The organism is Aeoliella straminimaris, from assembly GCF_024054565.1.
GTDB lineage: Bacteria > Planctomycetota > Planctomycetia > Pirellulales > Lacipirellulaceae > Aeoliella > Aeoliella straminimaris.
Genome location: NZ_JAMXLR010000092.1, coordinates 307,564 through 332,617, shown reverse-complemented (window position 1 = coordinate 332,617; position 25,054 = coordinate 307,564). Strand labels below are relative to the sequence as shown.

Annotated in this window: 17 protein-coding genes; 12 read left to right on the top strand and 5 right to left on the bottom strand. The window is 61.9% G+C overall.

All coding sequences use genetic code 11. From position 1 onward, the window contains the following. The 6 genes from NG895_RS27120 to NG895_RS27095 all read left to right on the top strand — a co-directional run bounded on the left by NG895_RS27120 (nt 1) and on the right by NG895_RS27095 (nt 10,326). The gene (locus tag NG895_RS27120) at nt 1-1,044 is read left to right on the top strand and encodes a prepilin-type N-terminal cleavage/methylation domain-containing protein (protein WP_252855703.1); all 1,044 of its coding nucleotides are present in this window, start codon (nt 1-3) and stop codon (nt 1,042-1,044) included. Next, nucleotides 1,041-2,660, top strand: a complete 1,620-nt coding sequence (locus NG895_RS27115) for a type II secretion system minor pseudopilin (RefSeq protein ID WP_252855702.1) — start codon at nt 1,041-1,043, stop codon at nt 2,658-2,660. The genes NG895_RS27120 and NG895_RS27115 overlap by 4 nt, the downstream gene beginning before the upstream one ends. Nucleotides 2,661-2,731: 71 nt before the next feature. Beyond that, a complete protein-coding gene (locus NG895_RS27110) occupies nt 2,732-4,204 on the top strand; it encodes a type IV pilus biogenesis protein PilM (RefSeq protein WP_252855701.1) in 1,473 nt (490 codons plus the stop codon). Next, the gene (locus NG895_RS27105; RefSeq protein ID WP_252855700.1) at nt 4,201-5,160 is read left to right on the top strand and encodes a hypothetical protein; all 960 of its coding nucleotides are present in this window, start codon (nt 4,201-4,203) and stop codon (nt 5,158-5,160) included. Before NG895_RS27110 ends, NG895_RS27105 begins: the two co-directional genes overlap by 4 nt. A 209-nt stretch (nt 5,161-5,369) precedes the next feature. Continuing rightward, nucleotides 5,370-9,179, top strand: a complete 3,810-nt coding sequence (locus tag NG895_RS27100; RefSeq protein ID WP_252855699.1) for a secretin N-terminal domain-containing protein — start codon at nt 5,370-5,372, stop codon at nt 9,177-9,179. A gap of 49 nt (nt 9,180-9,228) precedes the next feature. After that, nucleotides 9,229-10,326 carry a hypothetical protein gene (locus NG895_RS27095; protein ID WP_252855698.1) on the top strand — a complete coding sequence of 366 codons (1,098 nt, stop codon included), beginning with the start codon at nt 9,229-9,231 and terminating at the stop codon, nt 10,324-10,326. Here the strand turns inward: NG895_RS27095 and NG895_RS27090 are convergent. Then, complete coding sequence (locus NG895_RS27090; protein ID WP_252855697.1) at nt 10,265-11,020, bottom strand: BON domain-containing protein; 756 nt, start codon at nt 11,018-11,020, stop codon at nt 10,265-10,267. The two genes, NG895_RS27095 and NG895_RS27090, sit on opposite strands and share 62 nt — an antisense overlap. 144 nt (nt 11,021-11,164) lie before the next feature. On the opposite strand from NG895_RS27090, the gene NG895_RS27085 reads away from it, so the two are divergent. Both NG895_RS27085 and NG895_RS27080 read left to right on the top strand, forming a co-directional pair. After that, on the top strand, nt 11,165-13,003 hold the full coding sequence (locus NG895_RS27085; RefSeq protein WP_252855696.1) for a hypothetical protein: 1,839 nt from the start codon (nt 11,165-11,167) through the stop codon (nt 13,001-13,003). Nucleotides 13,004-13,078: 75 nt separating this feature from the next. Further along, nucleotides 13,079-15,502, top strand: a complete 2,424-nt coding sequence (locus NG895_RS27080) for a DUF6259 domain-containing protein (protein WP_252855695.1) — start codon at nt 13,079-13,081, stop codon at nt 15,500-15,502. A gap of 52 nt (nt 15,503-15,554) precedes the next feature. Here the strand turns inward: NG895_RS27080 and NG895_RS27075 are convergent, their stop codons facing one another. Beyond that, entirely contained in the window at nt 15,555-15,752 is a 198-nt protein-coding gene (locus NG895_RS27075) for a hypothetical protein (RefSeq protein WP_252855694.1), read from the bottom strand. 208 nt (nt 15,753-15,960) lie between these two features. On the opposite strand from NG895_RS27075, the gene NG895_RS27070 reads away from it, so the two are divergent. From NG895_RS27070 to NG895_RS27055, 4 genes are all read left to right on the top strand, one after another. Then, on the top strand, nt 15,961-16,374 hold the full coding sequence (locus NG895_RS27070; protein WP_252855693.1) for a BlaI/MecI/CopY family transcriptional regulator: 414 nt from the start codon (nt 15,961-15,963) through the stop codon (nt 16,372-16,374). Next, nucleotides 16,371-19,490, top strand: coding sequence for a M56 family metallopeptidase (locus tag NG895_RS27065; protein WP_252855692.1), 3,120 nt, complete (start codon nt 16,371-16,373; stop codon nt 19,488-19,490). The genes NG895_RS27070 and NG895_RS27065 overlap by 4 nt, the downstream gene beginning before the upstream one ends. Before the next feature lie 650 nt (nt 19,491-20,140). Next, nucleotides 20,141-21,184 carry a histidinol-phosphate transaminase gene (hisC, locus tag NG895_RS27060; protein WP_252855691.1) on the top strand — a complete coding sequence of 348 codons (1,044 nt, stop codon included), beginning with the start codon at nt 20,141-20,143 and terminating at the stop codon, nt 21,182-21,184. Between the two features lie 219 nt (nt 21,185-21,403). Continuing rightward, nucleotides 21,404-22,627 (top strand): BBP7 family outer membrane beta-barrel protein, encoded by a 1,224-nt coding sequence (locus NG895_RS27055; protein WP_252855690.1) that lies wholly within the window; start codon nt 21,404-21,406, stop codon nt 22,625-22,627. Nucleotides 22,628-22,638: 11 nt separating this feature from the next. On the opposite strand, the gene NG895_RS27050 is transcribed toward NG895_RS27055, so the two are convergent. The 3 genes from NG895_RS27050 to NG895_RS27040 all read right to left on the bottom strand — a co-directional run bounded on the left by NG895_RS27050 (nt 22,639) and on the right by NG895_RS27040 (nt 24,995). Next, nucleotides 22,639-23,196 carry a YqgE/AlgH family protein gene (locus NG895_RS27050; RefSeq protein WP_252855689.1) on the bottom strand — a complete coding sequence of 186 codons (558 nt, stop codon included), beginning with the start codon at nt 23,194-23,196 and terminating at the stop codon, nt 22,639-22,641. A gap of 85 nt (nt 23,197-23,281) precedes the next feature. Beyond that, nucleotides 23,282-24,829, bottom strand: coding sequence for an anthranilate synthase component I (gene trpE / locus NG895_RS27045; RefSeq protein WP_252855688.1), 1,548 nt, complete (start codon nt 24,827-24,829; stop codon nt 23,282-23,284). Then, complete coding sequence (locus tag NG895_RS27040; RefSeq protein ID WP_252855687.1) at nt 24,807-24,995, bottom strand: hypothetical protein; 189 nt, start codon at nt 24,993-24,995, stop codon at nt 24,807-24,809. Before NG895_RS27040 ends, trpE begins: the two co-directional genes overlap by 23 nt. Nucleotides 24,996-25,054: the final 59 nt, after the last annotated feature.

Genomic DNA, 25,054 nt, shown 5'->3' with positions numbered 1-25,054 from the left:
ATGTCCCCCCGCCTCCCACAACGCGAATCCCGCGGCTTCACGCTGATCGAGTTGATTCTCGCGCTGGCGCTATCGGCCGTGCTGCTGGCAATGTTGGCGGCAGCCTTGTCGCTGGGCGTATCGCGCGCCGTGGTGAGCCGCGAAAAGGTGGAACAGGCGCGCTTGGTGGAAGGCGTTGTCGGACTCATCCGCAGCGATGTGCATCACGGCGTAATCTACGACCCACAAGATACCTCGACCGCCATGCAACTTGCCGAAGCCATGGCCGAGTTCGACGTCGACTCGCTCGACAGCATTGGGTCGTCGGACGGCGCCGGCAGTGGTGGCCGGGGGGCAGGTACGGCCGGCAGCGGTGGCACGGCGGGCAGTGGCTCGGCCAGCAACGAATCGTCTTCGTCCGACGACATGGCTCAGTCGACGTCGCTTCGCCAACCACTCGGGTTGTACGGCACCATGCAGGAACTGCAACTGGACGTCTATCGCGAGCGGCCCACCTTCGAGCTCGACAGCACTGGAAACGTGGTACCCTCCACCAGCATCTCGGGCATCAGCACCGTGCGGTACGCGCTGGGGCAAGGCGCCACCACGCTGGGCGTAAGCAGCTCGATGCGCGGGGTGCAGTACTCCACGGGCCTGATTCGTCAGGAAGCAAACCGCGACCTGCTAAACTGGGCCAACCAGACCGGCACCACCATGGCCTTGGTGGGCGAACCGCAGTTGGTGGCTCCCGAAGTAACCCGACTCGAGTTCCGCTACTTCGATGGTGCGCAGCAATACGAGTACTGGGACATGCAAGAAATGCAGGGACAACTTCCGCGAGCGGTGGAAGTGCGGCTCTGGTTTACCGAGGAGCGTGAAGATGCCCAGGGCCAAGTCACCACCACCGAGTCGGCCCCTTACGTCATGGTGATTGCTCTGCCAAGCACTTGGAACTACTACAGTGCCGATCTGGTGTCGTCTACCAGCGGCTCGTCCACCGCGGGCGGCAGTACGAGTGGCAGTAGCAGCAGCGGTGGCACTTCCAGTTTGGGAGGTAGCCGATGATAACCGCCAAGCGACAACGACGTGGCAGTCTGCTGCTCACCGTGCTGATCGTGGTGGTGATGCTCACGCTCACGTGCGCCGCGTTTTACGAATGGTCGTTCGCCGAATACAAAGCGGCCGACGTCGGACAAAGGCAATTGCAAACCAAGCTGGCCGCCGAGTCGGGCATCGAATACGTCCGCTACTTCCTGGCGCTCGACGAGGCGGTGGTTGCCTCCGAGGGAGGCAAGACCAACAACCCGGCCGACATGCAAGCGATCCTGTCCAATATGGAGGGCCAGATTGCAGATCAACCTGGTCTCCGCTGTCGCTATACGATCCTCGCTCCGGCCCTCGATACCTACGGCGAGTTTGCCGGCTACCGCTACGGACTGGAAGACGAGTCGGCCCGCCTGAACCTCAACTCCATCCTGGTGGCCGATGCACGCGATCCCGATGCGGCGCTCGGGCGAACCCTGCTAATGGGACTGCCGGGCATGACCGAACCGATTGCCGACGCCATTCTCGACTGGCTGGACGAAGACGACGAGCCACGCGAGTTCGGCGCGGAGCGCGACCACTATTCCTCGTTGAGTCCGGCCTATGAGCCTCAGAATGGTCCGCTGGAAAGCATCGACCAATTGCTGCTGGTGCGCGACGTCACTCCCGAGTTACTGTACGGCTTCGACCGCAATCGGAATTTTTTTGTCGACGCCGATGAAGCCCAGTTGTACGGAGTGGAGAATGTCGACAATTCGACAGGCAGTATGAACCGTGGTTGGGCCTCCTACCTGACCCTGCGGAGTGGCGAAAAGAATTTGCGGGCGGATGGTACTCCCAAGATCGACATCAATTCCGACGACCTCGAAACCTTGCACCAGGAACTGAGCGAAGTGCTCGACGCCGAGCAAGCCAATTTCATCATCGCCTACCGTCAGGGCGGCCCCAACGAGGAAGACGACGAGGAAAGTGACGAAGTCGAAGATGTTGGTGGCCAAACCGAACAGCGGAAGAGCGCGGGCTCGCTCGACTTCGACTACGAACAAAACGGCTCGGTGCCAATCAATTCGCTGCTCGACTTGATTGGTACGGAAACTCGCGTTGTGGAGAATGGCCAGACGCAGCGGACCATCGTCGAGGAGGCGTTCCCCAACGAGCCCGGCGCCATGGCGGCCTACTTGCCACTGATGATGGAGAACCTGACGGCCGGCGGCCAGGCCGTGATTCCGGGACGACTGAACATCAACCAAGCGCCGCGCGTGCTGCTCGAGGGATTAAGCATGACAATGCCCGAAGCGCTGCCCCCCCAGGCGGTGGAGCAGATCCTGGCCAACCGCTCATTCGAACCGGCCATCGACCAGCCCGACCAGATGTACGAAACATGGCTGCTGAGCTCCGGAGTGCTGACACTGGAACAGATGAAGCAATTGATGCCGATGGTCACCGCCGGTGGCGACATCTACCGGGCCCAGGTGGTGGGCTATTACGAAGCAGATGGGCCCTACACGCGTCTGGAAGCGGTCATCGACAACTCGGGGGTGATCCCCAAGATTAGCTCGGTTCGCGACCTGTCGCCGCTGGGGGCCGGATTCACCGTCGAGCAGCTGGGCGCCATGGATTTGGCACCGATGGAGTGAAATATTCGCTTGCGCGGCAAGCGGTGGATAAAATAGAGGTTTCGAACACTTACGTTCTTGGCAACATACAAATGTCTGACCTGCTGGTAATCGATTGGGACTCCACACACGTTCGCGCCCTGGTGGGCAGCCGAAGCGGTAGCATACTGCGCGCGAGCAAGGCCGCCATGGCGCCCATCGAAGGCGAAGCCACGGCGGCCAACATCGCCGACGCGCTCCGTCCGCTGGTGTCCCGACTGCATTCCGGCAGGTCGAAGGTGCTGGTCGTGCTGGGTGGCCGCGACGTGCAAAGTCGCTTGCTCCGTGTTCCCCCCGTCCCTAAAGCTGAACTGCCCGACGTGGTTCGGCTGCGTGCCAGCACCGAGTTCCCCAGGATCGACGACTCGGCGACGATCGACTATTTGCCGCTAGACTCCGACGGTGATGAAACGGCTACGGTGTTCGCGGCCCGTATAAGCCCAAACACCCTCGTCGCTGCTCGCAACGTTTGCACCCATCTGCATCTCACGCCCGAGTCAATCGTAATGCGTGGCTGTGGTATCCAGCGGTTGGCGAACCACGAACTGACGGACCTGTCGCAGGGCGTGCATTTGATCGTGGCGCTGCGGGGCGGCGACCTCGATTTGGTGGGCAGCTCGGCGGGACAAACCGTGGCGGTGCGTTCGGTTTCGGTACCCGGCGAGGACGACATCGAGGTTCGCGCCCAGGCAGCCGCTCGCGAAATGCGTCGCACGATCGCGGCGATCTCCAGCGAACAAGGCTCCCGGGACATGCAATCGCTGGTCTGGATCGTGGGCAGCGAGCAGGACGCCCAGATCGCCGAACGGTGCGGACGCGATCTCTCGCGGCGGATCACTCAGATCGATATTCGTTCGCTGGGCGAGTCGAGCGACGCGTGGCCGGCCGAGGCCGCTGGCTTTGCTGGCATGCTTGGCAGCGGATACGCCATGTCGAGTCGCGACTTGCCGATCGACTTCCTGGCGCCCCGCAAGCCTCCCGAGAAAAAAACGCCGGTTGCGACCCTCGCCCTCGCAGGTGTGCTAGCGGCGTTGGTCATCGTAGGCGGCGGTTGGATGGCTTACAGCAACGTGGCCAAGATCCAAAAAGAAGCCAAAGCGGCCGAGCAAGAGCAGAAGGATCTGGAAGCCGATCTTGAGCAGCTTGCACCCGACCTGAAACAAGCGGCCGAGGTCGAGCAATGGCTGGCAACTGATGTCAACTGGCTGGACGAACTCGACCGGCTCGCCACAACCATTAGGCCCCATGCCTTGGACGCACACGACGACTACGATCCCGAAGGCGACATCCTGCTGGATTCGATCGTCGCTAAGCAGGCACCCGCCCGCAACGGTCGGGGTGGCAACCTGACGATATCTGGCGGCGCCCGCAATGAAAACCGTGTGAAAGAGATCGAACACCAATTGCGGGACGACGAACACCAGGTCAACCCAGGTCTATTGGACATGGACGACGACGAAAAGACATTTGTCTGGAGCTTCCGCGACGAAATAGTCGTGACCCCCAGCGTGGAGGAACGACGATGAACGATCGCGAAAAGAAACTCGGGGCCGCCGTGGCACTGCTGGTCATCCTATGGGGAGGAAACTGGACCTGGCAGAAGTACGCGGCCTGGCGCGACTCCGCCGTGACCCGCCGCACGGCCGCTGAGAGCGACTCGCAGAATGTCTTTCTCCAGCGGACGCAGGCCCGCATCAAAGTCGACAAACTGCGCGAGTGGCGCAAGCAATCGTTGCCGGCTGATTTGGCGGTAGCCAAATCGGAGTACCGCGGCTGGCTGATCAAGCAGCTACAGGACGCTCGCCTGGACGTGGACGACGTGGTGCCTCAGCGGACCGGCCAACGAAGCAACGCCTACCAGGCAATCAGCTATCAGGTCACCGCGGACGGTCGGGCCGATGCCGTAGTCCGGTTCTTGGACAGCTTCTATCGCAGCGGACAGTTGCACAAGATCACGTCGATGACGCTGACCCCCGTTAGTAGTCGCAGCCTGCAGATGATGCTCACCGTCGAAGCCTTGGTGGTGGATGGCGTGGCTCGTCAGTCCGGGCTGTACGAGGGCGAGTCCGATCGGCTGGCGCTAGCATCGGCCGACGAGTACGTGGAACGGATCGTCGAGCGCAATCCGTTTGTGGCCTACGAGCCTCCTCCGCCGGCACGCCCGCCCGTCGGGAAGGACGAGCCGAAGCGCGACACCACTCCTCCACCACCACGGTTTAACGAAGCCGAATTCGCGTTTCTGACAGGCGTGGTGAGCGTGGGCGACCGCTATCAAGCGTGGGTCACGGTCCGCACCTGGCCCGATCGACTCCGCCTGCATGCGGGCGACGACATCGAGGTCGGCCAATTCAAAGGCAAGGTAGTGCGAGTCGAGGCGAAGCAATTGGTCGTCGAGACCGAAGAAGGCGACGTCATCGAGATTGGCATGGGCGAAAAGCTCACCGATGGCCGTCAGCTTCCCTCCACGGCCGCTGGCAGCTAGCTGTGCTGCCACTGCGCGCACTCCCAGAAGTGCATTTTCTTCGTCTATCCCATACGTGTAGACGCAAAAAGGTTGGCGGAGCCTGGTAAACCTTACCGATTATTCCGGTAGTGACGATCGCAGAGATCGTAGGGGCGGCGTGCGCGGCCAAGCTCATCGAGCGGCTGGGGCGCGTATCGTGAAGTCACGCTAAAACTGGAAAATGAGCGATGCGGCACATGGACGGGCCTACCTACCACAAAACGAATCGACTTAGTCTTGCCTCAATTATTCTGGCTTCGCTGCTGCTGGGACTGGCCTGTTGCGGCCGGGCTCCTGCCCAGCAGTCTGGCTTGAAACAGCAGGCTTTCTCCGTCAAACACATCGACCTGGACACCGCTGCCGCCGAGGCGCGCAACGTGTTGTCGGGCGACACCAGAAGCGTGGTTTTTGCCGACCAAGAGGCAAATCGCCTGCTGGTGCAAGCCACCGAACAGCAACTGGCGTCCATCCAGGGTCTGCTCGCTCGCATCGATCAGCCGGTGGCCGCTCCGGCAGCCGGCGGCAACGAAGGCAGCTACCTGCGGGCGTACCCGGTACCTCACCAACGTAGCAAGGATGCCGCCACCTGGGCCAGCCAGTTTCAGGCACCCGAGGGCTCGCGAATCGCCTTCGACGATCGCACCAGCCAACTGCTGGTGATGGGCCCCGATAGCCTGCATCAGTTCGTGGCCGCTCAACTGACACTCACTGCCCCTCAACAACCGGCGGCTGCTCCCGCGGCTAACAATCCGCAGAGCGAGATTCGGAAGCTGCCCACTCCTACCGACCAAACCGCCGGCACCGGTCCTTCGGCGAGACTGCAACTCGGCAGCATGAATGGCGACTCGTTGCATCAGCGGCTCGAACAACTGCTGAGCCGTCCCCTGCCCTCTACCACCGGCGGCAATGGTCAACGACTGGTGTTCCGCGTGGAGATGATTCCGGGCGCGGGCGTACTGGTCGATGCCGACCGCACCAGCGGCGATGTACAGATTCAGGGCCCTGCCGACCAGGTACGTGCCTGGAGCAACGTGCTGAAGGCAATGGACGCCCCCAATACTCCCACGAGTGTCACTCAGGTGGTGACCACCAAACCCGAGGCCGACGCCAAGGTTCGCCAGGCGCTGGACATCGTCCAACAGCATTCCGGCGGCGGCACGACCAGCAAGCGGGCCCGGGCGCAAACAGCCAGCCTGATGTTTCAACCACAAGACGAAACCGGCGCCACGGACGAGGAAGACGCGGTAGCCGCGGTACCATTTACCGCTGGCAACGACGCTACCATCTCGCCCGACGAAGTCGAAGGGGCATTGCTGGGCCCGGTACAGATTCAATTTGTCGAAGGCCTCGACATTATCCTGATCAAGGGTAACAAGCGCGATGTCGAGCGGGTGATGGCCATCATCAATCGCATCGAACGAGTAACTGCCGAAACGGTGCCCTCGATCGAGGTCTATCCGCTGCAGCATCTGGAAAGCACCGCGATGGCTGCGCTCTTGGATCGGGTGTATTCGCAAGTGCTCGGCCCGCGTACCGGCACCGTGAGCATTACGCCGCTGGGCAGCCCGAACTCGCTGTTGCTGGTGGGACGTCCCGAGAACGTGACGACCGCCATCGACCTGGTAAAACGCCTGGATCTGCCGGTGGAACCGACCACCCGCTTCGAGGTATTCCCACTCAAGCACGCCGTGGCTGGTGACGTAAAGCAGATGATCGACGCCTACCTGGAAGATCAGGCGGGCGAAGATGACGAAAACGTCGGAGCGCTCATTCCCAAAGCAACGGTGGTGGCCGACTTCCGCACCAACTCGCTGTTTGTCAGCGCCGGACCACGCAATCTGTCGGAAATCGCCGCGATGGTGCGGAAAATGGATGTCGACCGTGGTACGGCCGTGGACGAGGTACGCGTATTCCGCTTGAAGAATACCCTCGCCACCGAACTGGCTGAGGTATTGCGTTCGGCCGTGCTGGCTCGCGAAGAGGGAGCCGCACAGGAAGGTGCCTCGGCCATCTCGGCCCGGGTCTCCGCCCTGCGGTTCGTGACCATCGATCCGGAGAACCAGCGCCGACTCGAGTCGGGTGTGCTGGCCAACATTCGCGTGGCTGCCGATTCGCAAGCCAACTCTCTGGTGGTCACCGCCCCCAGCGAGAGCATGGAGCTGATCGCCGCCTTGATCGAACAACTCGATGCGGTGCCGAACGCCGAAGCCGAGATCAAGGTGTTCACCATCGTCAACGGCGACGCAGTGAGCCTGGCCGAGATGCTGCGTGAGCTGTTTGGCGACACCGAAGATGGCGCCGCGGCGGGGCTGGCGGCTGGTGATAACTCGCTGGTACGTCTGCAGTTCTCGGTCGACGAGCGGACCAACAGCATCATCGCTGCGGGCACTCGCGCCGACCTGGCCGTGGTGTACGCCATCCTGCTGCAACTGGATGCCAGCGACACTCGGCAACGCAAGACCGAGGTGTACCGCCTGAAGAACTCGCCCGCCGAAGACGTGGCACTCGCTCTGAACGAGTGGCTGCGGACCGAGCGGGAGGCCGAGGCCGCCGCCGAGCTGGCCATCAGCCCGTTCGAACAGATTGAACGCGAAGTGGTGATCGTACCCGAACTGGTCAGCAACAGCCTGATCGTCAGTGCCACGCCACGCTACTTCGAAGAGATTGCCGCTTTGGTGGACGAACTCGACGAACGCCCGGCCATGGTGGTGATCCAGGTGCTGATCGCCGAAGTACGGTTGAACGACACCGACGAATTCGGCGTCGAGCTTGGTCTGCAGGACTCGCTGTTGTTCGATCGATCGCTGCTGGACGAAATCCAAACCATCGATACGACCACCACCACCCAGTCGGCCGGTGGTGCAACGGTGACAACCGAGCAACAGACCATCGTCAACTCTCCGTTGCTACCTGGTTTCAATTTCAACAATCAGTCCCTCGGCAACAACGGCAGCACCGCGGCCCTGGCCAACGCCGGCAACGTGGCCGCACAGGGGTTGTCGAACTTTGCCCTGAACCGCATCAATCCCGAGCTGGGCTTTGGTGGCTTCGTGTTCTCGGCCAGTAGCAACAGCGTGAGTGCCTTGCTGCGGGCCTTGCAGGAAAGCCGCCGGCTGGAAGTGCTCAGCCGTCCGCAAGTCACGGCCCTCGACAACCAGCAAGCCATCATTCAGGTGGGTCAACGTGTGCCTCGCGTCCAGAGTACGCAGGTCACCACTTTTGGCCAGACCAACTCGGTGACGTACGAAAATGTTGGTATCATCCTGCAGGTTCGTCCGCGGGTGAGCCCTGACGGCATGGTGGTGATGGAAATCCAAGCCGAGAAGTCCAAAGTTGGCTCCGAGGCCGAAGGTATTCCCATCTTCACCGGTGTCGACGGCAGCGTGGTCCGCGCACCGCGTATCGACCAGATTACGGCCTACTCGACAGTGGCCGCCGCCTCGGGACAGACCATCGTGCTGAGCGGTCTGTTGGCCAAGGAATCGTTCGACGTACACCGCCGGGTGCCCATTCTTTCGGAGGTGCCGCTGCTGGGCGACTTGTTCCGCTACGACGCCGTGTCGGAACAGCGGAGCGAACTGTTGATTATCCTCACGCCTCGCGTGATTCGCAGCGAGCAGGACGCCGACATGATCAAGCAGGTTGAATCGGCTCGCATGAGCTGGGTGTTGTGCGATGTGGTGAGCTTGAACGGACCGAGTGGTCTGCGTAGCCGCTGCGACGACTGGACCAGCGCCGATGCACCAAGCTGCTACCCCACCGAGATCCCCACCGACGGCGAACTGCAGTACCAGACGCCAACCGGCGAGGGCCCCTACATGCCGGGCAGTCCGGCGGTGGTCCCGGGCGAGTCGTACGATGTGGTAAACCCCGGCTTTGAACCGACACCTGTCGAGGCTCCTCAGCCCACCAGCGGGCCCGTCCGTCAGCCCGAAGCCGAGCAGGTGAACTACGAGCAACCGGCCATCCGGATGCTACCTCCGGTCAAACCTCAGTAATGCTCGGCCATCGCTGACTTCACTTATCCGCCAGCAATTGTTGACTGCCATGAATCGATACCTTCACTTTCCATATCTGCTTGCAATGCTCGCCTGTGGCCTGGTGGCCGTCAGCGTGGGATGTCAGTCAACCGGCGAGAAGCTCTCGAGCGTGAATCCCCTGCCCAAAGTGCTGGGCGCGGAGGAAAACGCGGAGTACGGCAAGCCCGAGCGGGTGGTCGCCACCTGGTCCGAGGCGGTACTGCATCGCAATGGAGAGGGAACACGGGGCTTCGGCGGGCGGTTGTTCTTCTACGACCGCGCCTCGACCAAGCCCATCCGCGTGGAAGGCCAACTGGTGGTTTATGCCTTTGCCGAGGACGGCCGCGAGGCCACCGATCATCGTCCGAGCAAACGATATGTGTTCCCGCCGGAGCAATTTGCCCGACATCATAGCGAATCGGAAATCGGACCGTCGTACAGTGTGTGGTTGCCGTGGGACGCGGCGGGGGGACCACAGTCGGAAGTGAGTTTGATCGCCCGCTTCGAGCCCCTCCAGGGGGGCGGGCTCGTTGTGAGCGATCAAACTCGCCAACGACTTCCAGGTGCGCCACGCGATGAAACCATGATTGCGGAACAGCAACAAAACAAGTCGGATGTGAAGCAGACGTCGTTCTACACCAACGCGCCGGCCACCGAAGTGAAGATGGAGCCTGTGCCCGAGAAGAAGCAGACGATGACGACGACCACCATCTCGCTGCCGGGCAAGTTCATGAATCGTTCGCCGGGCACCATTTCGCCCACCTCGGCGAAGCCACTCAAGACAGCCCCCAGTACAACCACACCTTCGGTCACCTCGCCGACCATGACGCCTGCAACCAGGGCTATCACACCTGTCACCACTCGAGCCGCGGCACCAGCGACGACAGTCACTCCGCACAACACCGCTCCGCTTGGTACGACCACCACGGTCGCTCCGTCGGCGGCAGCTTCGATGGGGGGGGGGTACCCGGCTGCTGCGAACACCGCGAACACGACACCGGCGAACGGCGCGTCGCCAACAGGGGCTTTTCAGCCAACGCCCGTAGGTACGAGTGTCAAGTACCTCACTCCTGGGGAGTCGGTGCGTCAATCCCTTCAGCCACGGTCATTTGGTTCGCTACATTAACAACGCCCGGTTGTTGGCTGATCAATTTCTCAATAAGCATTCGCTCGAAGCTGTCGTCAGCGACGCCCGTCAAGACAACGTTGCCATCGTTAACGGTGAAATCGAAGTCTGAGACGCTGCGTTCTTCGAGCACTCTCGCCAGCCGCTCGGATAGTGCAGTCGCCATGGGACTGGTGGCGGCATCGGGCACGTCGAAGCCCACCTTTAATTGCACGCGGACCCGTTGCTGGGCCGTGCTACCCGAATTGTTATCGCGGCCGCGGTTATTGTTGTTGTTGCGACGCTGAGTGCGATTGGCATTTTGCGATCCCTGGCGGGACATGCTCTCGAACATCGACGCGACTTCGGCGCTGTCGCGACCGATGAATCCGCCCTGCTGCTGGCCGCCCAGCCCACCGCCAAAGCCGCCGGCTCCGAGACCGCCCTGCCCCAGGCCGCCCCCCTGGCCGAATCCACCGGAGCCGAAGCCCCCGGCTCCCATGCCTCCCGAGCCGAAGCCTCCTGCGCCGCCCCCCATCGAGCCCATTCCGGAGTTGCTTCCAAACGAGGCGTTGCCGAATCCCAACCCGCTGGTCAGGTTCGAGCCAGTGGGGGTCTGGCCCCCGCCGCCAAATCCTTGTGCCCCCGCGTGGCCGCCGATCAACATTCCGGCAGTGGCGGCGAATAGCGCCACGGTCCACATTCGCTGGGTCATCGTAAACTCCGTAAAACGGTGGAAACTTCTGCCCCCATTCCGGGGTAGGATAAACGGTCGGCTCTGTCGGGAATTATAACGTATGCATCGACCACCCGGCCAACTGCTATCGCACCGCAATCCTCCAATGGAAGGCACTCTACCATGAAACCCCGCCAAATTTTGCCGGTTTTCCTCATTGCCGCAATTCTGCTGCCAGCTAGCACCACGCTGGGACAAACCGAGCGCCCCACGGCCATGCGACTGTTCCCCCACGAAACGCTGGCCTTCCTGCGGGTGGCCCATGGCCGGGAGTTGTACGAGCGGTTCCGCACCACCGGTTTTGGCCAGATGCTGGACGATCCGGAGGTGGCGCCGTTTATCCAGGAAACCTGGGCGTTTGCCGGCCAGCAGTTCGACGACAATTCCGCCGAGGACGCCGGTTTCAACTGGGACGACCTGGCACACGTTCCCAAAGGCGAGATCGCCATTGGTGTAATCGACCGGGGTGAGGCCGACACCGGGGTGTTGGTGTTGGCTGACTTCGACGGTCAACAGGTCGACGTCGACTTCCTCACAGATAAACTTGACGAACGGTGGGAGAAGGAAGCCATGGTCGTCGAACGCTCCGACGTGAATGGCGAGCAACTCACGGTGGTCCGCCGTGGGAACGATCGCGCGTCGAGCTTCGGCTATTTCGTAAAAGATACCTGCCTGGTCGGCAGCAACGACGAAGTGCTGCTCGAGCATGTGCTGGAGCGCTGGGCTGGGCGTGCCCCGGTGGTCGAGCCGACCGAGGACACGGATGAAGAAGCCGTGACGTCCGGCGAGCCACTGCCTGGCGAGCGAAGCCTGGCGGAGAACCAGCACTTTCAAGCGATTCTGCGAGAGTGCAGCACGCAGCTGGAAGAGCCACCGCAAATCCTGTTCTACGTCGATCCGATCACCACGATGCGGCGCGTCTTCCGTGGCAACTTCGGCGCCGGCATGGCGCTCGCCACGTTCCCGGCATTGGGACTCGACGGCATCCTGGCCGTTGGTGGTACCGCCACGTTTGCCACCGAGAAGTGGGACTCGCTCACCCACGTGCACCTGTTGCTCGACAACCCGCGGTCCGGCGTGCTGACACTGCTGCGATTCAAAGACGGCGACATTACGCCTCCCGATTACGTGCCGGCCAAAGTGAACGGCTATTCCACTACCTACATGGATGCCCCCGGCATCTACGAACGACTGATTCAACTGGTCGACCAGTTCCGCTACGAAGGAGCCTTCGAAGATTCGATCGAAGCCAACATTTCCGATCAACTGGGCATCGACTTCCGCGAAGTGTTTATCAACAACCTGGCCGGGCGGGCATCGACGCTCACCAGCTTCAACGAGCCGGGGCGGGCCGTCGGCGAACAGCGGGCCATCTGCGTCACGCTGCTCGATCCCGAACTCGCCAGCAAAGCGCTGGCGACCGTCGCTGAAGACAAAGGCGAGCTCGAAGAACGCGAGTTCGGTGGCCTGAAGTACTACTTCTTCACTCCTCGCTTTGCCCGTGATCGTCCGGAAGAAGAGCGATTCATGACCCCCAGCTTCGGTGTGCTGGACGATACCCTGATATTCACCACATCGACCTCCCTGATGGAGGTGCTGATCGAAACCCACCAGGGCACCCGGCCACGCCTGGCGGACTCGATCGAGTACAAGGTGATCCAAAGCCGCGTGGAACGTCTGACACGGGGCCGCCAGTTGGCCCTGTTCTATTACGACAACCCCGCCGAGGCGATCCGACACTGGTACGACTTGTCGCAGGCGGACTCCACCCGCGACAACCTGGCCAACTGGGGAGAAAATTCTGCCGCCGCGGCAGGTTTCCTGGACGTACTGGAGCGGAGCGAACTGCCACCGTTCGAGGTAATTCAGAAGTACCTCGTGCCCAAGGGGGGCTACCTGCTCGACACCGACACGGGGCTGCACTTCATGGTCTTCGATTTCCGCCAGGAGGCCGCACCGTAGCCGTCCTCACGATGACGCTCGCCAGCCGCATCCCGCCGCCCACTGGCCTTTCCCGCACACCGCCCGAGCAAACGCATGAATGTACTGCGAGCCGTTCGAGGTCGGTATCGGCTGGGCCTGGACTGCTGGATGATATGGACGATAGCGTGCTGCTACGGCAGCAGCTTAGCCGCGGAGTCGACCTGCCGACTGGAAAACGACTACCTGCTGGTCGAGATCGCCGAGTCGGATGGTGCGGTTGTGCGGTTGTTCCACAAACAGCAGCAGTTGGAGCTCATTTCGCAACTGCCCGAGCAGCGAACCCCCTGGGCGATGCTGCTGAGCCCGCTGCGGCTGGTCTCCGATTTCGAGTCGTTCGCGCTCACCCGCGACGCGCAGCAGCCTGAGACCGTCGTACTCACCTGGCAAACGCCTTACGACATTACGGTGGTGGGCCGCGTAACGCTGGCGGCCGATGCCGACCAGGTGGAGTTTACCTGCGCGGCCAGCAACACGGGTGACGAGACCATCCTGGGTGTCCGCTATCCTGCCCTGCAAGGCATCGGCTCGTTATCCGATGACGGCCTGCAAGATCGCCTGCTGCATTCCACAGCCATGGGGCTGGTATATCGCAATCCCCTCGAGCTATTCCGCACCGGCACGAACATTCCATTCGAGCGTGGCCCGGCCGTGTCGCGATACCCAAACGGCTACCACGGCTCGGCCCTGCAACTCATGTCCTACTACACGAAGGACCGGGGCGGCTTCTACATCGCCACACACGATGGTCGCTCGACCGACAAAGACCTCAATTTTTTTAAGCACGACGCCAATTCGCTAAGCTGCGAAATCGCCCATTGGAACTGGGACGCTCGGTCGGGCAAGAGTCTCGAACTCGATTATCCCGTCGTGGTGGCGGCGCTCAACGAGGGCTCCTGGTATGCTGCCGCCGATCGCTATCGCGACTGGGCCACCCAGCAACCATGGTGTGCGCGCGGCACCCGGCTCGAGCGGCTCGCCAAGGACGACTCGGCTCGCTGGCTCACCGAACAGGTTGGCGCGGTCGGCATGTGGTGGTTGTTCCGTCAGGACATCGAAACATCGGTGAAGCGAACCCGCGAAGCGTTCGCCGCGCCGCTCTTGCATCTCGATTTGTGGTGGCAGCATGAGGCCAGCTTCGAGGAAGCACGCCGCGGGGGCGATCGCTTCGGCCCGTTCTACTTTCCGTACCTTTGCCTGCAGGGCAGCAAGACCTTCGACGACCATAAGGCCGACGCCGTGGCGCCGCCCGGCTTTTCGATCTCGCCCGAGTGGCGCATCATGTGCGCCGCGCAACCCCAGTGGCGAGACGTCTTCGTCGAGTCGGGTGTCGACCTGGTGGGTGAGGGGCCGCTGCGGCACACGCAGATTTGGATTGGCGACAACCAGATTGGTTGCGATGCCGATTGCCTGTACTACGACATCGGTCCGTGTGCCGGCATTCCCACGCATTGCTATGCACCGCACCACGACCATCCGCCCGGCGCAGGCCGCGGCATGACCGACGCCCAGGTCCGTTTGGTGCGCGATAGCCAGCAGGCCGCCACTCAAGCGAAGGGGCAGTACGTTCCCATCGGCACCGAGTGCATCAGCGAGCCGTTCGTCGGCTGCATGGACATGTACTACCCGCGCAACGCCGGTCTGGCGACCGAGATGGAACTGGCCGCTTACACTCGCCATCTCACCTGGCTGCCCGACGGGCAGATGGAGGCCGTACCGCTATTCGCGTACGTGTACCACGAGTATCAGGGGGTGCCGATCCAAGGAGTGTACGGCGTCGATCCGTGGCGTTTCACCGCAGGGCAGGACTATCACACCTGGGCCGAGGCGAGATCCATCGCCTGGGGCGGGCTGTTCGCCACGCACGCCCTGCCCGACGACATCGAGCCCTCGGCCGACCGAGTTCGCTATCTGCAAAGCCTCACGACCGCGCGAACACAGTTCGCCAAAGACTACCTGTGCTACGGCCGCATGCAGCGCCCCCCAGCCATCGAAAGTGCGACGGTGCAAATCGATCATGGCCTGGCCGAGGGAGGCTGGTTTCGCGAGTTGCGTTTCTCTGGCGACCTGCAGAAAGCGGCCGAGGCCCTCCAACTAGCCGAGCAAGAAAAGCAGGAAGCCTCGGCCGACAGCGAGAAGGGCAAACTCTCGCCCGAACGCTGGGTGGCCGACGTGTTGGCCATCGGGGCCCCCCCAGCCACCCAGTCGACGCTTGAAGTGCCAAGCGTCGTTTCCTCCGCCTACACCTTTGGCAACAAGCAACTGGGTATCTTTCTCGTTAGCATTCCCGCCGAGCCGACGGGGCCGGTAAAGCTCGAAATCGATCCAGAGCATTACGGCCTGCCATCTGGCACTTACGAAGTTCGCCTGGTGACGATGGACGACGTCAAGCCGCTGGGCACGCTCGCAGGACCCCGGCAATTCGAGCTAACGCTGCCCCCGCGCGAAGCGGTGCTGCTGGAGATCGGGCAGAGCGACTAAACCGGATGCTGAAGGCAGGTCCATTCCAATTGTCTCGGTCCGGTCGCCTGTTCTAGTGGCGATCGACGTCCGGCTTCTCGTTGCCATCGCTGTCGTAGCGATTGAAGGCAAAGTACGCGAACACGCCCGGCAGCACTGGCAAAAACACCATATAGTACGGCGTCACCAGGATGCCCAGTACCACGACAATGGCCAGAAACACCAGCCATACCCACCAGGTGTCACGCCAAAGTCCAATCAGGGGGCCCATGCTGCTGCTCGTTATGATGGTCCGTTGCGAAAGATAAAAGGCAATAGACCAATTCTACCTTGCGAGTGGCCAGTTGTTGCAGTGGGGCCGCGGGTGCGTGAACCCCAATGGCAGTTTTTTGCGGAAACCTGTCGAGTTTCGTCTTGCATTTTATTACAAATGCAATAAAAAGTTTATTACACGCGAAATAAACGATGGAGCCCCTGCCATGCCCAACCGCGAAATACAAGTTACCGCTGGCGAAATGCAATTCCTCAGCATGCTGTGGGAGGAAGGGCCGCTCACGCTGCGGCAGGCGCACGAGCACATCGGCGAGTACGGCCGCGAAATTGCCTATCCCACCGTACAGACCCATCTGAACCGGATGGTCGAGAAACAGCTGGTGCGACGCTCCGACCAGCGGCCCGCGGTTTACTCCGCCGCGGTGACGCGGGACCGGGTCACACGGGGGCGGGTGCAGGAGCTACTCTCCACGCTGACCGGCGGGCAGGTCATTCCGCTGGTGGCCAAACTGGTCGACCAGCATGAACTGACCGACGACCAAATCGACGAACTGCAACAGTTGCTGGAAGACGCCAAGGCAAAAACCACTGCTTCCAAGAAGAAAAGGAGCAAGCGATGACACTGCTGCCTGACTGGTTGGCCGAGGCCCTGCTCCGCACCACATGCGTTCTCAGTTGCTCGGCGGTGCTGGTGGCTGTCGCCAGTCGCATGTTCCGCTTGCGATCGCCCCGCGCGGAGCAGCTCGCCTGGACCCTGGTCCTCATCCAAGGGTTGCTTTTCGCGCCGCTGCCGATTCAAGTGCCGCACAACTGGTGGCCAGCGCAGCGCGAACCAGCCCGCAGTAGCGCATCGCTACCACCCGATAGCCCCGCTCGCGAAGGCGGGGATGGCCGCGCCGCAGCGTCGCCCAACAAGGACGTCGATGCTGCAGCGCCTCGCGGCGGCGCTATTGCGGCACGTGAAATTCGCCCGGCGGACCTTCGACAAACCGCGGCTTCCTGGCAAAATGTATTTCTGCGAATGTGGTTGATCGGCCTGGTGATCGTGGTTGCCCGTGGATACTTGCGATACCGGTCATTCGTCCACAAGCTGCAACGATGCGCCACGCCATGCGCGGAATGGGGCACTGAGTGGCGCCAGGTTCTGGCCGCCGCCGAGTGCCAGCGTGCCATACCGTTGGTGGTCTCCCGGCAACTGGGACCCGCGCTTTGCTGGACTCCGGCCGGCTATCGACTGGTGGTGCCTCTGGGTCGGTGGCAACAACTCACCGGCGACCAACGTCGCGCGGTGCTGCAGCACGAGTTGGCCCACTACCAGCGGGGCGACATCTGGCGTTCGCTGGCCGCGCGGCTGGTGGCGCTGGTGCATTGGTTCAATCCCCTGGCGTGGTGGGCGGTTCATCGGCTCGAGGCGCAGTTGGAGTTTGCCTGCGACGCATCCGTCGCTAGCAACAACGCCACTTCGCTGGGCGAAGCACTCGTGGCGATCGCTTCGCGCGAAGTCCAGCAACCGCTACTCGCCACGGGGGCCGGCAATCGGTCGGTGGTCCAGCGAGTGCGTCGGCTGCTAACCGAACCCGTCGAAAGCTCACCCATGCGTAGCCTTGTGGCGATCGGCCTATTGTTTGTGACGATGGCCGCTATGTCGGTATCGGTAAGCGTTGCCCAACCACCGGACGATGACGCGCGGGGCGACGTGGCATTGCGATTGGCAGTCGATCAGTTCCGCATTGCCGGGCATGTTGATGGAATAGCAGTTTCTCCGCAGGGCGACCAACTGGTCGCGATCGCTCCCAACCGCGTGTCTCCCACCTGTTGGTTAATCGACGCCGAGACGCTCCAGTTGACCAAAGAGATTCGCCTGCCGGACGATGCCAAAGGGTGGATTAGCTCCATCACCTTCTCGCCCGATGGCACAGAGCTATTGTGGGGCGAGTTGCATGGCTACGTCGCGATTTGGAACCTGTCCGAGCATCGGCTGGTGTTTCGCGAGCAACTGCACAGCGGCGAGGTACGAGATGTCGCCTACAGTACGACCGGCACGCAATTCGCCACCGCCGGAGACGACGGCGTCGTGCATGTCCGCGGACGGGAAGAGCCCGCTTCGGCAGGACGAACCTTCGCCACTGGTGGGCAATACACCTCTGGTGGCGACAGAATCGGTGGCACAGGCGGCGCGCGGTGCATTGCGTTCACGCCCGACGAGTCGATGCTGATGGCTGGCGCAGGAAGTTCGGGCGACATCTTCATGTGGCGGTTGGACAATGGGCTTTTGATCAACCACATCCGAAATGCACACGACCCGGCCGGCAGCTACAATCCGGTGCTGGTCAATCTGTGCGTTGCGCCGGACGGCAAATCGTTGATGTCTGCTGGTCAGCGGACAGTGCCGAAATCGGATGCCCAAGTCACGACCAGTTCCTCGAGCGTCCCGCTCGCGGAAGTTCGCTTCTGGGACATTGAATCGGGCGACGAACAGAGAACGCTGAAGTCGAAGGACTGGTACAGCTTCGGGCACGCCGATCTTTCGCCCGATGGTACCAAGGTTGCGCTGGCCGAGTTCTCTCGTTTGCAGATTCTCGACGCCGCGACGGGCAAGTCGCTCCACTCTTTTGCCCTGCCGGGCGAGTGGTGCCAGTCGCCTCACTTCTCGCCCAATGGCAAACGTGTCTACATGCCAATGGACAACTCGGTGGCCTGCTTCGATGTCGAGTCGGGGAAGCGGCTGATGCACACGGATGCTACTCCCGTTGGCTCGCTGGTATCGATCGCCCTCTCTCCCAACCACCAGCTTCTCACTACGGGGCACGCCGATGGCTACGTTCGTTTGTGGAACACCGTCGATGGCTCACCGATATGGCAGCAGCTTCTGGCCCCGGTGCCAAGTCGCGACGGTTGGAAGTCTCGTCCGTCGTTCATCGGCTGCACATCCGATGGCAAGCAGTTGGTGGTTGCTGGCCGGCGAAATGATCCGAGGACGTTCAACGAAGGCGTAATCGTGTTGCTGGACGTGGCGACGGGTCAGCTTGTTCGCGAAGTGATTATCGACACCGAGATCGAGAGGGGTGCCCTGTCGCCCGATGGCAGAACGCTCATTGTATATACTTCCAATGGCAGCCTGGGTGACACCAGGTTACATGCAATCGACCTGGAGAGTGGCAAGGTGCAGTACACCTATCCACCCCAGACCGGCGGAGAACACGGTTTGTGGTCGCTGGTGGCCATGGAGTTTACCGCGGATGGCTCCCAACTGCTGGTTGCCAATGGCGATGGTGACACGCTGGTTCTCGATGCTGCTACCGGAGAGCTACAGAAGAACTTTGTGGCCGACTGGCGCGACGCACCGCAGCCTGGCGAAGAAAAACGCCAGCCGATCCACGTCTGGGAAGCCGCACTTGCGGCCGATGGTTCGACGCTCGTGACCAACTCGGCCGAGTCGGTCCGCATCTGGGACATCGCCACTGGCAAGCTCCGCCAAACCATCCGCCACCCACACGACCATGGCTGCAAACTGACGATCGCGCCCGACGCCAGCCGCTTCGCCACCGCCGATTTGAACTACACGGGCGATCCCGGCAGCGACAAAGTGCTGCTGTACGATACCCAAAGCGGCCAACAGATCGCCGAGTTCCTCGAGCCCGGCTGCCGCGCCCATGTACTGCGGTTCTCTTCGGATGGTGGCCAACTGACTGCTGGATTCTCGGACGGCTCGGTAACGGTGTGGGATCTGCCATGAAGCGCGGCGTCGGTCGCAGTCGTGGGCTGAGCGCCGGATTCACAAGAATCCAGACGTCCAGGTGGGCATTCCACCTACCCGCGAGTCCGTCTGTGAGCTGGCTATGATGCACCGTGGCCAATCGCCGTTTTCTTGGTGCGAGCCGGTAGGAATCTTACACCGGGTACGGGACAATACGGAGTTCGCAGTCGGCAGACGACAGCGCCCGAAGCCGTCGCACTCCGCGTGGTGGCGAGCCGGGTCGCACGGGCCTTCGGCTCGCCGACAGTGGGCTCGCAACCGCCGAGTATTGCCACCATGGGTTTTGGGCCCACGGGCCCCACATGCGGGGAACAACGCACGGTGTTTTGGACCCGGGGACATCAAATAACACCAAGAAAAAAGGCACTTTCCAAGGCGGTGGGGGACAAAACCGAAGGAGTTTTGGGCCCATAAATCGGCATCTGCACAAGTGGAGAACAATCCTGGGAGGTGGGGAACAACTGACAGGCCGCCAGAACCGCCGCTGGCTTGCCTTGTGAGCTCGAGAAGTATGGAGTCAACTAGGAACCTCACTGGCTACAGAGTTGTCGTAATGGTGGTCGGCCCGGCCGTCCATCGTACGATTCGCAATCCGTTCATTGGCAGCAGAGCATTGAGATAGTCAAACCATGTTTCGTGAAGCGATCCAGCAGATGACCGGATACACCCCGGGCGAGCAGCCCCGGCGGGAGAAGGTCATCAAGCTCAACACCAACGAAAACGCCTACCCGCCGTCACCACGAGTGGTGGCCGCCATCGAGCAGGCCGCGGCCGGCAGTCTGCAGAAGTATCCCGACCCAGTCGCCACGGCGTTTCGCGAACGGGCGGCCGAGGTGCTGCGGAGCGATCTGCCGGAAATCACGCCCGAATGGATACTGTGCGGCAACGGTAGCGACGACATTCTCACGATCCTGACGCGCACATTTGTGGGCGAAGGAGACGTGCTGCGTTACCCGAACCCCAGCTACGTGCTGTACAAGACGCTGGCAGAGATTCAAGGAGCGAGTGTCGATGTGGTGGACTTCGCGCCCGACTGGACGATGGGCGATGAATTCGCAGTGCCGGTGGACCGCTTGCGGCTGGCGTACCTGGCCAATCCCAACAGCCCCAGCGGCACGGTGGTGCCAGCAGAGCGGGTAGCCAGTTTGGCTGCCGCGATGCCCTGCCCTCTGGTGGTGGACGAAGCGTATGGCGACTTCGCCGATACAAACTGCCTGGGCCTGGTAGCGGAGAACGAACGGGTAATTGTCACCCGCACATTGAGCAAATCGTACGCGCTGGCGGGTATCCGGTTCGGCTTCGCTATCGCGCAGCCGAAGGTAATCGAGCAACTGGCCAAGGTGAAAGACTCTTACAACTGCGACATGCTAGCCATTGCCGCGGCCACGGCGGCCATCGACGACCAGCCATGGCTAGCCGACAACCGTGCGAAAGTGCTCGCCACGCGCGGGCGGATGATCACCGAATTGCGTGCCAAAGGTTTCACCGTTACCGATTCGCAAGCCAACTTCGTATGGTGCACCGACAGCAATCGCAACCTGAAGGAACTGTACGAGTCGCTCAAACAAATGGGCGTGCTGGTCCGCTACATGCCCTACCCCGGTTGGCCCGAAGGCATCCGCGTGACGGTAGGTACCGACGAACAAGTCGACGCGTTGCTGGCGCTAGTGTAAGGCGCTGGCCACTGGCAATTGCTAGCATGCCCACCGCCTGGGTGTGAGAAACTTTGCAGTTTCTAACGATGGTGCTGTCCGAAGCAGGGGCCGAGAGCCGATTCTTTTTACGTAGACCGTGCGACTAGACGTGCGCGAACGGCGTATGTGGTAGCACTGCGGTTGGGCGTCTCGAACCAAGGTGGGTCGACGCCAGCCTGCGTAGGGGGGAGAATTGCAATGCTTCGGTGGAATAAGTTCCTGGGGATTTTGGCGGCTGGACTGCTGAGCGCAAGCTGTGTGCAGTCGGCCCGTGCGCAAGCGACGCCTATCGAGGCGCCGGCTGAATCGTACTTTGCCGAAACGATTAAGCCGAACTACTCTGGTGGTTCGTCTGCGTATCCCAATGGTGACTATCAACAACAACTACAAGCGGCCGGCGGTGCCTGCGGCTGCGACGTGTGGGGCTGCGGCGGTTCGCCTTTCCGCACAGGTCCAGGCTGCGGCGACGACTGGCTGGTGGGCCCGCGCTGGCGGATTTCGCTGGACGGTGTGATGCTGTACCGCGAGACCACCAACCTCGCTGCACTGGCCGCATCGATGGGCACCACGCTCGACGCAGTCGATCAGCACGAGAACTTCGACCACGGGGTCGGCGCACGGCTGATGGTGGGAGCCTGGTGGCCGCAGAACAAGAACTTCGAACTGGTCATGGGCTACGTTGGCGTAGACGACTGGAACGCCAATATCGTCCTGCCCGTGGAAACCCTGCCGCCGGTGATCATTCCGCCAATCAGCGTGGAAGTCGACGAACGTCGCACACTGAACTACAACTCCAGCATGCACGCCATGGAAATCAACTTCCAGGCCCTGAACGATATTAGCTGGAAGCCGTACGCGGGTATTCGCTACTTCTCCCTGGATGAAGTTGTCGAAGACCGTACGAACCAATACGAGACCACTCCGCTGTCCGTCACCGAGTCGTCGATTACCCGGTCGATTCTGAATTCCACCGAAGTGAAGAACAACCTGATTGGTTTTCAGCTTGGAATGCGGCGCGACCAGTGGCGTGTGGCTCCGAAACTGTATATCGAAGGCTTCACCAACGCCGGCGTTTACTGCAATGTCATTAATCGCTCGGACGTCGATCGTACGACACTGACCAGCCGCACCGTCTTGGAAGACGATCCCGGCACTGACGACGTCGACGAGACCGGGCAGGTGCAGGTTTTGTCGAACTCCACCGGCAATCGCGTGAAGACCGAACGCACCGAGATGGCGCTAACGGTGGAAACTTCGCTGGCGCTGGTTTGGAAGATGAACAACTGCTGTGCACTGCGTGGCGGTTACCAACTGTTGTACATCGACGGAGTGGAGCTGGGCGACAACGCCTTCCTGGGCGGCGAAGCCTCCGAAAGCCTGCTGTACCACGGTTGCTTCGCAGGCTTCGAGTATCGCCGGTAGGCTGTTGCAAGTCAGTTCATCGAGGGGTCAGGCGGCAGATCGTCGGGCGAGACGCCCGGCAGCATGATGTTCAGCGCGATTCGCTTGAGCACCTGGCTCCAGAGGTGGTCGAATTCGGTGTCGCCGAAAACGTCGTCCGTCACGGCGTCGGCGACGTGCCAGCCGCCGACCTCCAGTTCATCTTCCAGCTGACCTCCACCCCAGCCGGAGTGACCGCTGAACAGCCGCAGCCGCGTGTCGGGCGTGTGCACCAGCTGCTCGATGACCTCGCGCTGCACCGACATGTACACGCCGGGGATAATCTGCTTCTCGCCGAGTTCCTGTATGGCGTGCAGCGCGATCAGCGGTCCCGGCACGGGGCCACCGAGATAGACGAACTCGTCGTTATCCACAAACTGTTCGCCCAGCGACTCCCACACCTCGCACACGGTCTTGGGCGAAGGCCGGTTGAGCACCACGCCCAGAGCCCCCTCTTCGGCATGTTCGAGCATCAGCACCACGGTCCGCGCGAAGTTCGGATCGCGAAGCGTGCGTGAAGCAACGAGCAGTTTGCCACCAATGAACGACACGGGAATGCAATATCACGATTCAAGGAAAGGTCTACGCATCTCTTTTTCGCCTGCCCCCACCATGATTCATCCGCGACCAGGGCGGCTACGCCCCGCCGGCGGTCCGATTCTCCGTAATCTCGATGGCCTTCAGCAGCCCGCGGGCTTTGTTGAGCGTCTCCTGGTACTCCGTGGCGGGGACGCTATCGGCCACGATGCCCGCGCCGGCCTGCACGTACGCCTTGCCGTCGGCGACAACCAGCGTTCGCAGCGCGATGCAGGTATCCATGTTGCCGGCGAAGTCGATGTAGCCCACTGCGCCGGCATACGGTCCGCGCCGGTGCGGCTCCAGCTCGTCAATGATCTCCATCGCCCGCACTTTCGGTGCGCCCGACACGGTGCCTGCCGGCAGACAGGCAGCCAGGGCGTCGAAGGCATCGCGGTCGTCGGTAAGTTGTCCGGTCACGTTCGAAGTAATATGCATCACGTGGCTATACCGCTCGATGACCATCACATCCGAGATCTCCACCGACCCGTACTGCGCAACCCGACCGACGTCGTTGCGGCCCAGGTCGACCAGCATGACGTGTTCGGCACACTCTTTGGGATCGGCCAAGAGCTCCTCGGCCAACGCTTCGTCCTCGGCCTCGTTGGCGCCGCGGGGACGGGTGCCAGCCAGCGGGCGGACGGTCACTTTGCCATCGACCACGCGGACCATGATTTCCGGCGAGCTACCCACCAACGTCGAGTGGCGGGAACGCATAAAGAACATGAACGGGCTAGGATTCACCACCCGCAGCGTGCGGTACACCTCGAACGGATCACTGGCCAGGGGCAGTTCGAGGCGCTGGCTCAATACCACCTGGAAGATGTCGCCTGCGCGAATGTACTCGACGCACTTCTCCACCGCCGACTCGAATGCTTGCTGCGTGAAGTTGGCCTGGTAGTCGAGCGACACGTCTCCCGCCGTGGCAATGTCGACCGGCGACAGCTTGGTGGGCGGCACCGACAACTTCTCGACCAAGCGATCCACCCGCCGGCAGGCTTCGTCGTAGGCGGCCTGCAGTTGCTTGCCCTGCGAATCGCAAACCTTGGCCAAGGCGATCACCATGACGGTCTTCGTCACGTTGTCGAAAACCACCATGTGATCGAAAAAGGCGAATACCATGTCAGGCAGGTGTCGATCGTCCTCGGGGGCGTCGGGCAGATGCTCGACATACCGCACGGTGTCGTAGCCCGCATACCCCACGGCGCCGCCGACGAAGGGTGGCAATCCAGGCGCTTTGGCAACCCTCACCGTGGCAATCCGGCGGCGGAGTTCTTCCAGAGGGTTGTCGCACTCGAAGGTCTCGCTGACGGGCTCCACTTCCGTGCCAGCAGCGCCCAACTCGGCGGGACGGCCCAATTGGGTGGCGGTCACCGTGGTGCCCTGGGCCTCGAGCAGCAGGTAGGGTTCGCTGGCCAGAAAACTGTACCGCCCGACTTTCTCGCCCCCAATCACGCTTTCGAACAGGCACGCCGACTTGCCATCGTCGATGGCGCGAAACCCGGTAACCGGGGTCAGCGAATCGCTGATCAAACGGCGACACACAGGGACGTAATCGGCCGAAGCCGACAGTTGGGCGAATTCGTCAAACGCGGGGAAGTGCGGCATGATGATCTGCGAAACAGCGTGAAACGTCGAAGCGGGCGGCCTCGTCCGCGAGTTCGACCGAGTACCCAGCGTAGACCAGCAGGTGCAGGGCTGCAAGCGTCGCCGGCAGCGGCGTATGTCGTTGCACCGCAAGGGGTTGCCACCACCGGCCTGGCAGGTTGCTCACCTTGACACTCCAAGGCCCGCCGATAGAATCCGTTACGTCGCTTCTCGATGCCGCCGTGC

What these genes read in the sequence shown, in the direction of transcription:
- NG895_RS27100 (WP_252855699.1), top strand. Translation starts at nt 5,370, where the DNA reads ATGCGGCACATGGACGGGCCTACCTACCACAAAACGAATCGACTTAGT.
- trpE (WP_252855688.1), bottom strand. Translation starts at nt 24,829, where the DNA reads ATGCCGCACTTCCCCGCGTTTGACGAATTCGCCCAACTGTCGGCTTCG.
- NG895_RS27080 (WP_252855695.1), top strand. Translation starts at nt 13,079, where the DNA reads ATGAATGTACTGCGAGCCGTTCGAGGTCGGTATCGGCTGGGCCTGGAC.
- hisC (WP_252855691.1), top strand. Translation starts at nt 20,141, where the DNA reads ATGTTTCGTGAAGCGATCCAGCAGATGACCGGATACACCCCGGGCGAG.
- NG895_RS27105 (WP_252855700.1), top strand. Translation starts at nt 4,201, where the DNA reads ATGAACGATCGCGAAAAGAAACTCGGGGCCGCCGTGGCACTGCTGGTC.
- NG895_RS27115 (WP_252855702.1), top strand. Translation starts at nt 1,041, where the DNA reads ATGATAACCGCCAAGCGACAACGACGTGGCAGTCTGCTGCTCACCGTG.
- NG895_RS27055 (WP_252855690.1), top strand. Translation starts at nt 21,404, where the DNA reads ATGCTTCGGTGGAATAAGTTCCTGGGGATTTTGGCGGCTGGACTGCTG.
- NG895_RS27095 (WP_252855698.1), top strand. Translation starts at nt 9,229, where the DNA reads ATGAATCGATACCTTCACTTTCCATATCTGCTTGCAATGCTCGCCTGT.
- NG895_RS27110 (WP_252855701.1), top strand. Translation starts at nt 2,732, where the DNA reads ATGTCTGACCTGCTGGTAATCGATTGGGACTCCACACACGTTCGCGCC.
- NG895_RS27075 (WP_252855694.1), bottom strand. Translation starts at nt 15,752, where the DNA reads ATGGGCCCCCTGATTGGACTTTGGCGTGACACCTGGTGGGTATGGCTG.
- NG895_RS27085 (WP_252855696.1), top strand. Translation starts at nt 11,165, where the DNA reads ATGAAACCCCGCCAAATTTTGCCGGTTTTCCTCATTGCCGCAATTCTG.
- NG895_RS27070 (WP_252855693.1), top strand. Translation starts at nt 15,961, where the DNA reads ATGCCCAACCGCGAAATACAAGTTACCGCTGGCGAAATGCAATTCCTC.
- NG895_RS27065 (WP_252855692.1), top strand. Translation starts at nt 16,371, where the DNA reads ATGACACTGCTGCCTGACTGGTTGGCCGAGGCCCTGCTCCGCACCACA.
- NG895_RS27120 (WP_252855703.1), top strand. Translation starts at nt 1, where the DNA reads ATGTCCCCCCGCCTCCCACAACGCGAATCCCGCGGCTTCACGCTGATC.
- NG895_RS27090 (WP_252855697.1), bottom strand. Translation starts at nt 11,020, where the DNA reads ATGACCCAGCGAATGTGGACCGTGGCGCTATTCGCCGCCACTGCCGGA.